Here is a 14,037-nt window from a genome sequence, read left to right as displayed (position 1 = left end):
CACCCACCCCGACGCCGTGGGCCGGCGGGCCGGAGACGGCCCCGGCGACGCGATCGAGGCCGCCGTGTCCCGCCTGACCGGCGCTGCGGCGACCCGAACGCCCTGCGCACCCGTACGCGACCTGCTCGGCGACACCGGCATCGACGCCGCGTATGAGGTGCAGCGCCGCCTGGCCGCCGCGCGGACGGCCGCGGGAGCACGCCGCGTCGGCGCCAAGATCGGCCTGACCGCGCCCGCCGTGCAGGAGCAGTTCGGCGTCTTCGAACCCGACTTCGGGATGCTCTTCGACGACATGGTGTTCGCCCACGGTGAGCCCGTGGCGCTGGACCGCTTCCTGCAGCCGCGCGCCGAAGGAGAGATCGCCTTCGTCCTCGGCAGCGACCTGGACCTGCCGGGCGCCACTGTCGCGGACGTCCTGCGGGCCACCGCCTTCGTCCTGCCGGCCATCGAGATCGTGGACTCCCGCATCAGCCGGTGGGACCTGACCATCGCCGACAGCGTCGCCGACAACGCCTCCAGCGGCGCCGTCGTGCTGGGTACCGTCCCGCACACCCTGAACGGCCTCGACCTGGCCCAGGTCGGGATGACGCTGTACCGGGACGAGGAGCCCGTCTCCTTCGGCGCGGGCCACGCCTGCCTCGGTTCTCCAGTCGTCGCCGTCACCTGGCTGGCCCGCGAGCTGGCCCGACGGGGGCAGCCCCTGCGCGCCGGTGACGTGGTGATGTCCGGTGCCCTGGGCCCGATGGTGGAGATCACCGGCGGTGGCCGGTACCGCCTGGAACTGGATGGACTCGGCAGTGTCGAGTCGCGGATCGAGGAGAACGTATGAGCACCGAAGCCGCGACCGCGGCCGGCGGCGTCAAGGTCGCCATCCTGGGCTCGGGAAACATCGGAACCGACCTGATGATCAAGGTGCTCCGGCAGTCGGAGACCCTGCGGACGGCGGCCATGGCGGGTATCGACCCGGCCTCCGAGGGCCTCGCCCGCGCCCGGCGCCTGGATGTGGCCACCACCCACGAGGGGATCGACGGTCTCGCCGCGATGGACGAGTTCGCCGATGTCCGCATCGTGTTCGACGCGACCTCGGCCGGCGCCCACACCCGCCATGCCGAAGTCTGCCGCGAACACGGCAAGCTGATCATCGACCTCACTCCGGCCGCGTCGGGTCCCCTCACGGTTCCCTCAGTGAACCTGGAGAAGCACCTCACCGCCGAGGACGTCAACATGGTCACCTGCGGCGGGCAGGCCACCGTACCCATCGCCGCGGCCGTCTCCCGGGTGGTCCCGGTGGCCTACGCCGAGATCGTGGCCTCCCTCTCCTCCCGTTCCGCCGGCCCCGGCACCCGTGCCAACATCGACGAGTTCACCGAGACCACCGGCCGGGCGCTGCGCGAGGTCGCGGGCGCCGACACGGCCAAGGCCGTCATCGTGCTCAACCCGGCCGACCCGCCGGTGGTGATGCGCAACACCGTCTTCTGCGTCGTCGAGGACGCCACGGCCGGCACCCTCGAGGCCATCGAGGACTCGGTGCGGCAGACCGTGCGGGACGTCCAGGAATACGTGCCCGGCTACGAACTCGTGCAGGACGTGCAGTTCGACGCCCTGCACGAGGTGTGGATCCCGCACCTGGGCCGTCACGTGACGGGCACGCAGGTCACCTGCTTCCTGCAGGTCCGCGGCGCGGGCCACTACCTGCCGGAATACGCCGGCAATCTCGACATCATGACCTCCGCCGCCCTGCGGACGGCCGAGCGCATGGCCGAACTCCGAGGATGGGTGAGCTGATGCACATCTACGTACAGGACGTGACCCTGCGGGACGGCATGCACGCCGTCGGACACCGCTACACCACCGCCCAGGTCCGTGACATCGTGACCGCCCTCGACCGCGCCGGGATCGACGCCGTCGAGGTCGCCCACGGCGACGGTCTCGGCGGCTCCAGCGCCACCTACGGGTTCGGGGCCCACACCGACGACGAATGGATCCGGGCCGCGGCCGAGGTCATCGAGAACGCCACCCTGACCACCCTGCTGCTGCCGGGCATCGGCACGATCGCCGATCTGCGCCGTGCCAGAGACCTCGGCGTGGGCAGCGTGCGCGTGGCCACCCACTGCACCGAGGCCGACATCAGCGCGCAGCACATCGCCTGGGCACGCGAGAACGGGATGGACGTCTGCGGCTTCCTGATGATGAGCCACATGGCCACTCCGGCCCGGCTCGCCGAGCAGGCACGGCTGATGGAGTCCTACGGCGCCCACTGCGTCTACGTCACCGACTCCGCCGGGCGGCTGACCATGACCGATGTCGCCGAACGCGTCGACGCCCTGCGCCAGGTCCTCGCCGAGGACACGCAGATCGGCATCCACGCCCACGAGAACCTCTCGCTGTCGGTCGCCAACAGCGTCACGGCCGTCGGGCATGGGGCGCTGCGTGTGGACGTCGCCCTCGCCGGGCAGGGAGCCGGGGCCGGAAACTGCCCCGCGGAGCCGTTCGTCGCCGTGGCGGACCTGATGGGCTGGCACCACGGCTGCGACCTGCTCGCCCTCCAGGACGCCGCCGAGGACCTCGTCCGGCCCCTGCGGGAGCGGCCCGTCCAGGTCGACCGCGACACCCTGACGCTCGGCCGGGCGGGCGTGTACTCCAGCTTCCTGCTGCACGCGTCCCGCGTCGCGGCGCGGCACGGGATCGACTCCCGTCATCTGCTGCAGGAGGCCGGCCGCCGCGGCCTGGTCGGCGGCCAGGAGGACCTGCTCACCGACATCGCCCTGGACCTGGTCCGGGCCTCCACCACGGCCACGGCTCAGTCCGTCACGGCAGGAGGCGCGGCATGACCAACCCCAGCCATCCGCAACTCGCTCATCGTCTGGACACTGCCCAGAACGACCGGAGCCCCATCCCCAGCATCGCCGACACCTACCCCCTCGGCATCGACGACGCCTACGCCGTACAGGAGGCCCTGGTCGGCCTGCGGAAGGCCAGGGGGGAGTGGCTCACCGGCGTGAAACTGGGCTTCACCAGCAAGGCGAAGATGGCGCAGATGGGCGTCCGCGAGGTCATCGTGGGACGTCTGACCGACGCCATGCGCATCGGCGACGGCGCGGAGCTGGACCTGTCGGACTTCATTCATCCCCGGGTCGAGCCGGAGGTGGCGTTCCGGCTCAGCGAGCACGTCGATCCCGACGATCCCACGACCGACATCGAATCGTGCGTGGACGCGGTGGCCCCGGCCCTGGAGGTCATCGACTCCCGGTACCAGGACTTCCGTTTCACCCTCACCGACGTCGTCGCCGACAACACCTCGGCCGCCGGTTACGCCGTCGGCGCCTGGCGTCCGCTGGGCGATGTGGCGAACAAGGCGGTGCGGCTGCGCACCCCACAGCGGGAGGCCGTCGGATCCACCGCGGCGATCCTCGGGGCGCCCCTGGCCGCCCTGCACGCCCTGCTCGGCATCTGCCGCAAGCGCCGCATCCCCCTCGCACCCGGGCAGATCGTCCTGGCCGGCGCCGCCACCGCCGCCCTGCCGCTCACCGCCGGCGTCACCGCGTGCCACATCGCGGGGCTCGGCACCGTCACGCTGAAAGGCCGCTGATGAACACCGCACACGTCGTCGACGGACTGGCCACCCCCCGGGGACGTTTCCCCCACGTCAAGGTCGTCGGCGACCTCGTCTTCGTCTCCGGCACCAGTTCCCGCAGACCGGACAACACCTTCGAGGGCGCCGAGGCCGACGCCCTGGGCACGACCACCCTGGACATCCGCGCCCAGACCCGCGCCGTCATCAAGAACCTGCGGGCCATCCTGCGGTCCGTGGGCGCCGGCCTGGAGGACATCGCCCAGATCACGACCTACCTGGTCTCCATGAACGACTTCGGCGGCTACAACGAGGTCTTCGCCGAGTACTTCGACGTCGACGGCCCCACCCGCACCACGGTCGCCGTCCACCAGCTGCCGCACCCGCACCTGCTCATCGAGATGCAGGCCATCGCCACCCTCACCCACCGCCGCCAGGGCCACTGATCCGCTCATCCCAGAAGGACACCGTCATGACCCCCATCCCCGAGGTCATCCACTTCCAGAAGTGGATCGCCGACCACGCCCACCTGCTCAAGCCGCCCGTCAACAACCGCACCATGGCCCTGGGCACGGACTTCATCGTGCAGGTCGTCGGGGGCCCCAACCAGCGCACCGACTACCACGTCGACCCGTACGAGGAGTGGTTCTACCAGCTGCGCGGCAGCATGTACGTCAACGTCATGACCGAGGACGGGCCGCACGCCGTGCACATCCGGGAGGGCGAGACCTGGCTGCTGCCGGGAAACCTCCCGCACTCCCCGCAGCGCCCGGAAGACGACAGCGTCGGCCTGGTCATCGAACGCGTCCGTGAGCCGGGCACCCTGGAGAAGTTCCAGTGGTACTGCCCCCAGTGCCACGCCCTCATCCACGAGGTGGAACTCCAGGTGACCGACATCGTGGCCGACCTGCCCCCGGTCTTCGCCGCCTTCTACGACGACCCGCAGGCCCGCGTCTGCGGCGCCTGCGGGACCGAGCACCCCGGGAAGGGATGACCCGTGCACGACCACGACCCTGCACAGGACCCGCCCCAGCGCGAGGCCGAGAACGACACCATCGACGTCCACACCCACTACGTCCCCCACGGCTGGCCCGACCTCCGCGCGGACGCCGGCCCCCTCGCCCCCTGGCTGCGCATCGAGTCGGAGACCGAAGCGATGATCATGATCGGGTCGCAGGAGTTCCGCCGGATCGGCGCGCAGTGCTGGGACGCGGAGACCCGCCTGAAGGACATGGACGCCGACGGCATCGGCAGGCAGGTCGTCTCACCGACGCCGGCCTTCTTCCACTACGGCCGCAGCGGCGCGGAGGCGGCCCGCATCGCACGGATCTTCAACGACCTGGCCCTGGACATCGTCGCCCCGGCACCCGACCGCCTCATCCCCTTCTGTCAGGTGCCCCTGCAGGACACCGACGCGGCCTGCCGCGAACTGGAACGCTGCCTGGCCAACGGACACCGCGGAGTGGAGATCGGCAACCACGTCGGTGACCGAGACCTGGACAGCGAGGGCATCGTCACCTTCCTGCAGCACTGCGCACAGCTGGAGGTCCCGGTCTTCGTCCACCCCTGGGACATGGACGACTCACCGCGCCTGCGCCGCTGGATGGCGCGGTGGCTGACCGCCATGCCCGCCGAGACCCATCTGTCGCTGGTGGCGATGGTCCTCGGCGGGGTCTTCGACCGCATCGACGACCGGCTGAGGATCTGCTTCGCGCACGGCGGGGGATCCTTCGCCTTCTGGCTCGGCCGCATGGACAACGCCTGGCGGGGCCGCCCCGACGTGGTCGGCACCTCCCAGCACCCGCCCTCGCACTACTCCGGCCGGTTCCATGTCGACTCCGTCGTGTTCGACCCCCGCGCCCTGCGCCTGCTGGTGGACACCTACGGCCCTCGGCAGGTCATGGTCGGCAGTGACTATCCCTACCCGCTGGGGGAACGGCCCGTCGGCCAGGTGGTGCGCGACAGTGCCTTTCTCACCCTCGAGGAGAAGGCGCTGATCCGCCGGGGCAACGCCGAGCGCTTCCTCGGGCTCGTCGGCTGACCAGAGCCGCGCACGGTGCCGCGCAGGTGCCGCCTAGCATGGCTGTCGGAGCCGGGGAGGTGGGTGTGATGTTCCAGCCGGAACCCGAGACCGCGGCTGCCGGTCAGCGGGAAGACCTTTTCTCGATCATCGACGCGGCCGGGGAACTCCTTCACGTGCCCATCGTCCTGGAGGACACCGACTTCCGGGTGCTGGCCTGGTCGAGAGGGCAGCACACAGCCGACGAGGAAAGGGTCTCCGGGATCCTCGAGCGGCAGGCCCAGCCCTGGCTCGTCGAGGTGCTGCGCTCGCGGGGGGACATCGCCCGCCTGATCAGCTCCCCGGAACCCGCCTTCCTGGAGCCGGCCTCCGACCAGGCCAAGCCCCGGATGGCCTGCCGGGTCCAGCACGACGGTCCGCATCTGGGCTATCTGTGGGCCAGTACGGAGACTCCCTTCGACTCGCGGCAGTCGGCCCACTTTCGCGCCGCCGCACAGACGATCGCCGTCCGTATGAGCCGCTCGGGCGGCCAGGGCGCCACCGAGCAGGACGACCTGCGGGCCGTCCTGCTCGGTACTGAGGCCGCCGAACAGGCCGCCGGTCGGCTGGGTCTGCCGGCCGCCAAGTTCACCGTGCTCGCCGCCGCGTCGTGCAGGCCGGCGCACGATGCGGCGTTCGCCCAGATCCCGGCGGACGTCCTGCGTCTGTACCTGACGACAGCGCACCCTCGCTCCTTCATCGCACGGCACGATCACGCCACCTACGCGGTGCTGCTGTGGCCGGAGTCCACGGACGACGCCGAAGCCATGGGCCGCTCCCTGAAGATCGCCCGGGACCTGTGGGACCGCGCGGCACTACGCGAGCGCATCGTGCTGGCCGTCAGTACCACCGTCGGGGATCCCGGCCGGATCCCGGCCGCCCGGTCCCAGGCCGACCGGGTCACCGGACTGCAACAGCAGTACCCGGCAGCGCCCCGTGTGGCCTCCTTCGAGGATGTCCAGCTTCTGTACGCACTCTCCCGTCTGCGCGGAGCCCTCCGCCAGGACGATGAGATCCTCGGCGGCGCCGTATCCCTCCTGGAACGCCACGACCGACAGCATCACACGCAGCTCCTGGCCACCTTGCGCTGCTACCTGGACCATTTCGGCGACACCAACGCCGCGGCCACGGAACTGCATCTGCACCCGAACACCTTCCGCTACCGCCTGCAACGCATCCGTGATGTCAGCGGCTTCGACCCGCGCGACGCGCAGACACGTTTCCTGGCGGAGCTGCACCTGCGCCTGCGCGACCTGGACCGGACGGGCGGACCATGACGATCGAGTTCCGGGTCCCGGCCACCGCCACGGAACTGGTGGGCTTCTCCTATTCGCCCGCCCTGGAGGCGGTACTGAGCCTGCACGTCCTCGTGGAACCCAAACACCACCCCGTCCAGCACCCGTGGGTGAGGGCGATGCGCCGACTCTCGCCGGCGCTGAAACGCGAGATCGACGCGTTCTCGTTCGCTTTCCGGTCCTACTTCCCGGAGTTCTTCTTCCCCTCGCCGACGGGCGAGCTGCTCGACTTCGCCGATGAGCTGGAGCGCCTGCGGAGGATCGACCCGGAGCTGGCCCGTCTGGAGTTCGCCCTGCCCCTGCTCACCCCCTGGCCGGCGGACGGCCCGGTCAGGGACCCCGACGTGCTCGCTGAGCCGGTCGTGCGCCGCCGGCTGTCCGAACAGGCGGCAGCCGTCTGCGGAGAGACGCTGGCCACGCTGCTGCTCGACGACCCGGGCGCCCTTCTGGAGCGCTTCCTGCGGCTGCTGGAAGGCTACTGGGAGGAGGCGTTCGCCGAGGAGTGGCGCCGAATCGAGCCGGAACTGGCCGACAGCGTCACGGAGGCCGGCCGGCAGATCGCCGAGCACGGCCTGTACGGCATGCTGCGCGCGCTGTGGCCCGAGGTGCGATGTGATCCCGCGGCCGGAAGGTTCTGGCTGGAGCGGCCGCACGACCATCAGGTCTCCATCGGCCCGCACGAACAACTCGCCCTGGTGCCCAGCGCCTTCGTATGGCCGCACATCCGCGTCAACTGCGACGGCCCGTGGCCTCTCGGGCTGGTTTTCCCCGCATCCTCCATCGTGCGGGAAGCCCGCCCGCGTATCCCCCCGGCCCAACTGGTCGGCGTCCTGAGAGCCCTGGCGGACGACACCCGCCTGCGGGCGCTGCGCCTGATCGCCGAGCGGCCCCGCAGTACCCAGGAACTCGCCCCGCTCGTCGGGGTCAGCGAGGCCGCCCTGTCCAAGCACCTGCGGGTGCTCGCCGACGCGGGACTGCTGGAACGCTGTCGTCAGGGCTACTACGTCCTGTACCGGCTCGTGCCCCGGAAAGTGGCTGAGCTCGCGCCCAGCCTGGAAGGCTTTCTCGGCGGGAACAGCGCCCCGCCGCCGCTTGATTAGCGTTTCGATGAATAAGTTGAACAGCGAATTCATCGACGCCCACAGTTGCGGCATGCCGCTTCTCAACGACCGAAATCTACTGCTGCTCTTCGTCGGCCAGGGCGTCTCCCGCCTCGGAGACGGCCTGTACACCGCCGCCGTCGCCTGGCAGGCCTGGGCCCTCACCCACGACCCGTCGGCGGTCGCGCTCGTCACCGTGGCCGCCTATGCCCCGGCGTTCCTGGCCACCTTCGTCGCCGCCTCCTACGCAGACCGCTACGACCGAAGACGCCTGATGATCGGCACCGATCTCGCCCGCGCCGCCGTGGTCACCGCCGGGGCCGCCATGCTGCTCGCGGGCGTACAGAACCTGACGATCCTGGTGCTGGGAACGGCCCTGCTGGCACTGATCGGCGCTCCGTTCGCCCCGGCCCGCAACGCCATCGTGCCGCAGATCGTGCCGACCGAGCGCCTGCAGCAGGCCAACGGCATCCTGCAAGTCGCCTTCCGAGCCGCCTTCTTCGTCGGACCGCTGCTGCTCACCCCGCTGCTCACCTACGCGTCCTTCGCCGCGGTTCTGGTGCTGGACGTGCTGACGTTCCTGGTCTCCGCCGCGGCCGTGGCCGCCCTGCGTGTCCCCCACCCTGCGCCGGCGGGGCGTCGCCGGGGCCTGGTGACGGACCTCGCCGAGGGCCTCGCAGCCATACGCTCGGCCCCCGACGTGCTGGTCGTCATCACGACCTTCGTGTTCGCGCTCGCCGTGGCCAGTGGCTTCCTGGCCGTCGGCCTCGTCGCCCTGGTCGGCCAGGGTGGTCCGTACGGGCTCCTGCTGGGCATCGCCGGCCTCGCCGAGATCGCCGGCGCGCTGGTGCTCACCAGGCTGCCTCTGCCCGGCCTCGCCGTGACCGCGGTCCTGGCGTGGGGCCTGCTCGGCGCCTTCCGCCTCCCTCTGGGCCTGGTCCACTCGACCGCGGCGATCGCCGTGCTCCTCATCGTCACCGGACTCGCCTCCGCGCTGACCGACATCCCGCTGATCGCGCTGGTCCAGCAACGCATTCCCGAGGCCCACCTCGCCAAGGCACTGGGCCTGTGGGAGGCAGGCGTCGCGGGCGCCCTGGCGGTATCGCCATTCCTGGCCTCCGGCGTCATTGGCCGTATCGGCGTCGGCCCCGCCTTCGTCGTCTCCAGCGCAGCGCTCATGGCACTCGCCGTCGCCGCCGCTGTCGTTCTCACCGCCGTCTCCCGGGCCGGCCGTCACCGCGCCGATCCAGGCAGGGACAGAGGAAACTCCCCAGGTGCCTCGCGATCGCCCGGATCGGCAACTGCTCGGCCAGATACAACCTGCGAATCTCCGCCCAGCCCTACGTGGCCACGTTTGTGATAGCAGGCACGCGCGATCCCTGCGGGGTCTTGGCGTACTCGGCCGGGCGGCCGCTGTGGTGACGAACTTTCCGCTCGTCACCACCGGCGACCAGGCATCTGCCCAGCCTACGAGCGGTATTCCCACTGTTGACAGCGAGAGGCTCTGAAAGGACTTCTACGCGCAATCATGCACACGCACCCCATCGCGGATCCGGCCGCCACGAAGGCAGCCGGCTACGCGCCACCGGCAACCGCGCACTGCTTTTCCGGTCAACGGTCTTCCACTACGGACGGGGGCCAGTTGCCCCTTCACCAGTGTTCTTGCAGAGCCAGCGGTGCGTGATCTCCGCGATCTCCGCCCACCGCGGGTGGAGGGTGACGCCATGACCGAAGTCAGCCGCGTAGTGGTAGTCCGCACCCAGCATCCGGGCCAGCCGGTGAACACAGGCTGGATCGGACAAGATCACTGCTCAGTGACAGCAACTGCCACATCGACACACGAATCGTGGCCACGGTTCCCTACGACAGCCGCCAGGTCACCGCCACCGTCTCCGGCGGCCCGGCCGAACTGGACCGCGCCCGCACCGCGCTGACCGGCCTGACACCGGACCAGTACCCGCTCACCACCACCGACGTGAACTGGTCCGAGACACAGTTCACCCAGGACTTCACCACCCTCACCCAAGTGGTCCTCGTGGTGACCTTCACGATCGCCATCACCTCGGCCGGGATCACCGCGGCCGCCGCCGTCCTGGACCGCCGCCGCACCTACGCCCTGCTGCACCTGGCAGGAACCCCGCTACAGGTCCTGGACAGCGCCCGGAACCGGGAGACACTCATCCCGGTCACGGTGCTGGCCGGCGGGGCCGCCGCGGCAGGACTGCTGTGCGGGGGCTCGATGACGCTGGCCGGCGCCGACTCGTCGTTCGACGGAGCACGCAACGAGTAGACGCCGTGGGGGCGGGCCCGGCACCCAGGACGGAACATGCCGAAGCTGCGCGCGAACCCTTCACCCAGTACATCGAGGACCGGGACCTCGACGGATTGAGTTCCTTGCCCGACGAACACGCCATGTTCCTACCGGGAGCGGGACAGGAACCGGTCTGTCGCACGCCGTGATCGCTCCGCGGCTCTTCCTGGAGAACCTGCTTCTGCCGCCGATCCTCGGCGTCGTACGCACCCAGGGCGTGCTGCGCTACCCGCCGGCCGCGGACTTTCCGGTCTTCTGGTCGTCGCACCTGGACAACGCCGACGTCGCCGCTGCCCTGTTCGATCGCCCCGACATCACCGGCACGATCGCCGTGGGACAGAATCCGGGGATCACGAGCCCCGACCCCGCCCAGGCCATCACCGACCACTTCGGCCGACGCGTGTCCTACGAACCTCTCGCCCGAGGCGTTCGGCCACTGCTCGTCCCCCGCGCCGTCCCTTCGGCCCCGAACGCGTGCAGGCCCACCTGGCCGAGGACTTCCACGACCACAACCGCCCCGCAGGCTTCGGCGACGAAGCCAGCGACCGCGACGTCCTTGTCATGCTGCTGACCGCACTGGCCGCGGCGTTTCCCGACGGCCGGCACACCATCGAACGACTCACCCCGGTCGGAACCGCTGAAGCACTGCTGTACCGGCGGTTCTCCGGCACCGCTTTCCTCGGTGCCGTGGCAGCCGGTGCCCGCGTGGACTTCGCCGGCACCGACCTGTCCGCCGCCGGCAGCGGAGCCTTCACCGCACAACGCCACGTCGAAGACCTGCTCACCCTCACCGGCCAACCGCGCCCGCACCACACCGGATCATGACCGTGTCACCGACGCCGGAAAGCAAGCGGCGGCCGCATCGAGAATGTCGATACGGCCGCCGCTGCCGTGACGAGGTTCCGTCGCCCGACGGTGATGCCGGGACGACGAGAATCAGACGGCGTAGGGGTTTTCGATGATGTAGACCCAGTCCCCCTCGCTCGTCCTCTTCATCACCTCGACCGACTTTCCTTCCAGGGTGCCGTCCTCGCCCGTGATCCGCCAGGGCACCTGGACCATCGCCAGGTCGCCGTTCTGATGGACCGACGCGGCCCCCATCTCAAAGGTGCCGGGCGCGGCGAGGTAGGGCTTCAGCGCTTCCTTGATGCCTTCCCTGCCGTAGACCGGCTCCTGCCCCGGTCCCGGTACGAACATGGCGTCTTCGGCGAACAGGGAACCCAGTCCGTCGAGGTCCTTGTCCTTGAGGTACTGGGCGAAGCGCTCGTGCACGACTTCCGGCTTCATATTCTTTCCTCTTTTCTTTTCGTTTCTTCGTTGCGGACGGGCGGGTCGCCTACAGGCCGATCTGCGTGAGCCATTGACCGGTGGTGCGCGGCGTCAGCCCCGCAAGCTGCTGGGCGCTGCCGTGCGCGCTGATGATCTTTCCGGCACAGTGGCGAGGCCCTCATGCAGTGCGGTGACCGCAGCCGCTCCCGCGCCAGCGGCGGCACGGGGTGAGGTGTCAGCGGGTGTGCGGGACGGGCAGGGTGAGGGGTGCGCCAGTGCAGCGGGGGCCGCATCGAGAATGTCGATACGGCCACCGCTGCCGTGACGAGGTTCCGTCGCCCGACGGTGATGCCGGGATGACGAGAATCAGACGCCGTAGGGGTTGTCTATGATGTAAACCCAGTCCCCCTCGCTCGTCCTCCTCATCACCTCGACCGCCTTTCCTTCCACGGTGCCGCTCTCGCTCGTGATCCGCCAGGACGGCTGGACCATCGCCAGGTCACCGTTCTGATGGACCGACGCGGCCACCACCTCCATGGTGCTGGGCGAGGCGAGGTAGGGCTTCAGCGCTTCCTTGATGCCTTCCCTGCCGTAGACCGGCTCCTGCCCCGGTCCCGGTACGAACATGGCGTCCTCGGCGAACAGGGAACCCAGCCCGTCGAGGTCCCGGTCCTTGAGGTACTGGGCGAAGCGCTCGTGCACGACTTCCGGCTTCATATTCTTTCCTCTTCTATTCTTTTCGTTTCTTCGCTGCGGACGGGCGGGTCGCCTACAGGCCGACCTGCGTGAGCCATTGACCAGTGGTGCGCGGCATCAGCCCCACAAGCTGCTGGGCGCTGTCATGCACACTGATGATCTTGTCCGGCACAGTGGCGAGGCCCTCATGCAGTGCGGTGACCGCAGCCGCTCCCGCGCCGGCGGCGGCACGGGGTGAGGTGTCAGCGGGTGTGCGGGACGGGCAGGGTGACGGGCTCGCCCGGGGTGGGCCAGTGCAGCGGGACGCCGGCGGCGTCGAAGGTCTGCTGGACGTGGCCGCGGTCCTCGGTGTAGTGCGCCCAGCCCTCGGCGTGCACGGCCACCACGAGGGGGTCACCGAGCAGGCGGCGGGCCTCGACGGCCTGGGTCGCGGTCAGCGACAGTCGTATGTCACCGAGCTCCTCGAAGCCGGCCGCGCCCAGGTGCAGCAGCGCCACGTCGACGCGGTACCGGCCGGCCAGGGCGCTCATCGCGTCCAGGTCGACGGTGTCACCGGAGACGTACACGCTCGGTGTGGAGCCATCGTCGGTGTGCAGGAGGAAGCCGGTGACCGGACCGGTGATGTCCTCGGTGCCGACGGGCCCGTGGCGGGCGGGGACCGCGGTGATGTTCAGCGGCGTACGGCCCGGCTTCGACAGGGTCCGGATCTGCCAGGGCTCCAGGCCGACGGCCGCGCCCCCGAGATCGGTGGCGCCGGCGACGGTGGTGAACACGTCCGAGGCACCGGAGGCCACCGCACGCCCGGCGGTGTCAAGGTTGTCCAGATGCCCGGTGTGGCTGACCACGACGGCATCGAGAGCGGGCAGTTGTGCAGGCTTCAGCGCCGGGCCGGCGGTCTTGCGCACCACGACCGGGCCGTCCCGGTACTCGGTGCCGGCGGCGTCGAAGGTCGGGTCGGTCAGCAGCGTCCATCCGGCCAGGCGGATCAGCGCGGTGGGGCCGCCGAGCACCGTCACGGTGTTCACGGCACGGGTCACGGCAACATCGGATACCACAGGTACTCCTTGACGATCAGCGGTTGACTCCCTCACTCTGACCTAGTTACTTCCTATGGGGAAGTACATACCTTTAGGTGAGGTGAGCACGTGCAGGAAAGCACGCGCGGCAACGTCCGTAATCCGGTCTGCCCCGGCAGGCAGCTGTTCGACCTGGTCACCGCCCGGTGGGCCGCCCTGGTCCTGGTCGACCTCATGGAGGGCCCGCAACGCTGGTCCGAGCTGCGCCGACGGGCCGGCGGCGTCAGCGACAAGATGCTCGCGCAGACACTGCGCGACCTCGAAACCGGTGGACTGATCACCCGCACCGTGCATGCCGACCGCCCGCCGACGGTGCTGTACGCCCTGACCGACCTCGCCCGCGGCGCCACCACCGCACTGCAACACCTGCAGAACTGGGCTGAAGAACACACCAGCGACTACGCCCACCACCGACACACCCACCCGAAGCCCTGAAAAGGCAGGCTCGGAGTGCACACGTCACCGTGCTTCTGCCGTGTGAGCGAGCGCCCTGACCAGCACGAACCCCGTGCGGAACCCAGAACTCGATACGGCTCGCTGTCACTCACGGTAGATGTGCTGCCACCGACGGGGGCCGTGCGTTGCGAGCTGCCCAGAGGACCGACGGGGCCGGTCTTGTTCATCCAGAGCATGATCTCGACCTGTTGGGGTCCCAGATGC

16 protein-coding genes are annotated in these 14,037 nt (G+C 70.0%); 13 read left to right on the top strand and 3 right to left on the bottom strand.

Going from position 1 to position 14,037, the window contains the following annotated elements; all coding sequences use genetic code 11:
* Nucleotides 1-52 precede the first annotated feature (52 nt).
* From C6376_RS36075 to C6376_RS36015, 12 genes are all read left to right on the top strand, one after another.
* Entirely contained in the window at nt 53-829 is a 777-nt protein-coding gene (locus C6376_RS36075; RefSeq protein WP_254076442.1) for a 2-keto-4-pentenoate hydratase, read from the top strand.
* Entirely contained in the window at nt 826-1,785 is a 960-nt protein-coding gene (locus tag C6376_RS36070; RefSeq protein ID WP_107447254.1) for an acetaldehyde dehydrogenase (acetylating), read from the top strand. Before C6376_RS36075 ends, C6376_RS36070 begins: the two co-directional genes overlap by 4 nt.
* Nucleotides 1,785-2,831: a 4-hydroxy-2-oxovalerate aldolase gene (dmpG, locus tag C6376_RS36065; RefSeq protein WP_107447253.1), complete on the top strand. Its 1,047-nt coding sequence runs from the start codon at nt 1,785-1,787 to the stop codon at nt 2,829-2,831. Before C6376_RS36070 ends, dmpG begins: the two co-directional genes overlap by 1 nt.
* Entirely contained in the window at nt 2,828-3,589 is a 762-nt protein-coding gene (locus C6376_RS36060; protein WP_107447252.1) for a 2-keto-4-pentenoate hydratase, read from the top strand. Before dmpG ends, C6376_RS36060 begins: the two co-directional genes overlap by 4 nt.
* Nucleotides 3,589-4,017 carry a RidA family protein gene (locus C6376_RS36055; protein WP_107447251.1) on the top strand — a complete coding sequence of 143 codons (429 nt, stop codon included), beginning with the start codon at nt 3,589-3,591 and terminating at the stop codon, nt 4,015-4,017. Before C6376_RS36060 ends, C6376_RS36055 begins: the two co-directional genes overlap by 1 nt.
* Before the next feature lie 26 nt (nt 4,018-4,043).
* Entirely contained in the window at nt 4,044-4,565 is a 522-nt protein-coding gene (locus tag C6376_RS36050) for a 3-hydroxyanthranilate 3,4-dioxygenase (protein ID WP_107447250.1), read from the top strand.
* A gap of 3 nt (nt 4,566-4,568) precedes the next feature.
* Complete coding sequence (locus C6376_RS36045) at nt 4,569-5,612, top strand: amidohydrolase family protein (RefSeq protein WP_254076204.1); 1,044 nt, start codon at nt 4,569-4,571, stop codon at nt 5,610-5,612.
* A gap of 38 nt (nt 5,613-5,650) precedes the next feature.
* Complete coding sequence (locus C6376_RS36040) at nt 5,651-6,907, top strand: CdaR family transcriptional regulator (protein WP_107447249.1); 1,257 nt, start codon at nt 5,651-5,653, stop codon at nt 6,905-6,907.
* Nucleotides 6,904-8,025 carry a DUF5937 family protein gene (locus C6376_RS36035; protein WP_107447248.1) on the top strand — a complete coding sequence of 374 codons (1,122 nt, stop codon included), beginning with the start codon at nt 6,904-6,906 and terminating at the stop codon, nt 8,023-8,025. The genes C6376_RS36040 and C6376_RS36035 overlap by 4 nt, the downstream gene beginning before the upstream one ends.
* A gap of 52 nt (nt 8,026-8,077) precedes the next feature.
* Nucleotides 8,078-9,385, top strand: coding sequence for an MFS transporter (locus tag C6376_RS36030; RefSeq protein ID WP_107449386.1), 1,308 nt, complete (start codon nt 8,078-8,080; stop codon nt 9,383-9,385).
* Between the two features lie 486 nt (nt 9,386-9,871).
* Entirely contained in the window at nt 9,872-10,315 is a 444-nt protein-coding gene (locus C6376_RS36025) for a hypothetical protein (RefSeq protein WP_216825647.1), read from the top strand.
* Nucleotides 10,316-10,810: 495 nt separating this feature from the next.
* Nucleotides 10,811-11,161: an ester cyclase gene (locus C6376_RS36015; RefSeq protein ID WP_107447247.1), complete on the top strand. Its 351-nt coding sequence runs from the start codon at nt 10,811-10,813 to the stop codon at nt 11,159-11,161.
* Nucleotides 11,162-11,272: 111 nt separating this feature from the next.
* Here the strand turns inward: C6376_RS36015 and C6376_RS36010 are convergent, their stop codons facing one another.
* The 3 genes from C6376_RS36010 to C6376_RS36000 form a co-directional block, all read right to left on the bottom strand.
* Nucleotides 11,273-11,623: a DUF4440 domain-containing protein gene (locus C6376_RS36010; RefSeq protein WP_107447246.1), complete on the bottom strand. Its 351-nt coding sequence runs from the start codon at nt 11,621-11,623 to the stop codon at nt 11,273-11,275.
* Between the two features lie 348 nt (nt 11,624-11,971).
* Nucleotides 11,972-12,322 carry an SgcJ/EcaC family oxidoreductase gene (locus tag C6376_RS36005; RefSeq protein WP_107447245.1) on the bottom strand — a complete coding sequence of 117 codons (351 nt, stop codon included), beginning with the start codon at nt 12,320-12,322 and terminating at the stop codon, nt 11,972-11,974.
* A gap of 221 nt (nt 12,323-12,543) precedes the next feature.
* Nucleotides 12,544-13,338 (bottom strand): MBL fold metallo-hydrolase, encoded by a 795-nt coding sequence (locus C6376_RS36000; RefSeq protein WP_254076203.1) that lies wholly within the window; start codon nt 13,336-13,338, stop codon nt 12,544-12,546.
* A 108-nt stretch (nt 13,339-13,446) separates the two neighbouring features.
* On the opposite strand from C6376_RS36000, the gene C6376_RS35995 reads away from it, so the two are divergent.
* Nucleotides 13,447-13,812, top strand: a complete 366-nt coding sequence (locus C6376_RS35995; protein ID WP_107447243.1) for a helix-turn-helix domain-containing protein — start codon at nt 13,447-13,449, stop codon at nt 13,810-13,812.
* Nucleotides 13,813-14,037: the final 225 nt, after the last annotated feature.

Origin of the sequence: Streptomyces sp. P3 (assembly GCF_003032475.1) — a bacterium.
Taxonomy (GTDB): Bacteria; Actinomycetota; Actinomycetes; order Streptomycetales; family Streptomycetaceae; genus Streptomyces.
The sequence above is the reverse complement of the archived record's forward strand: the minus strand, read 5'-3'. Positions and strand labels throughout refer to the sequence as shown.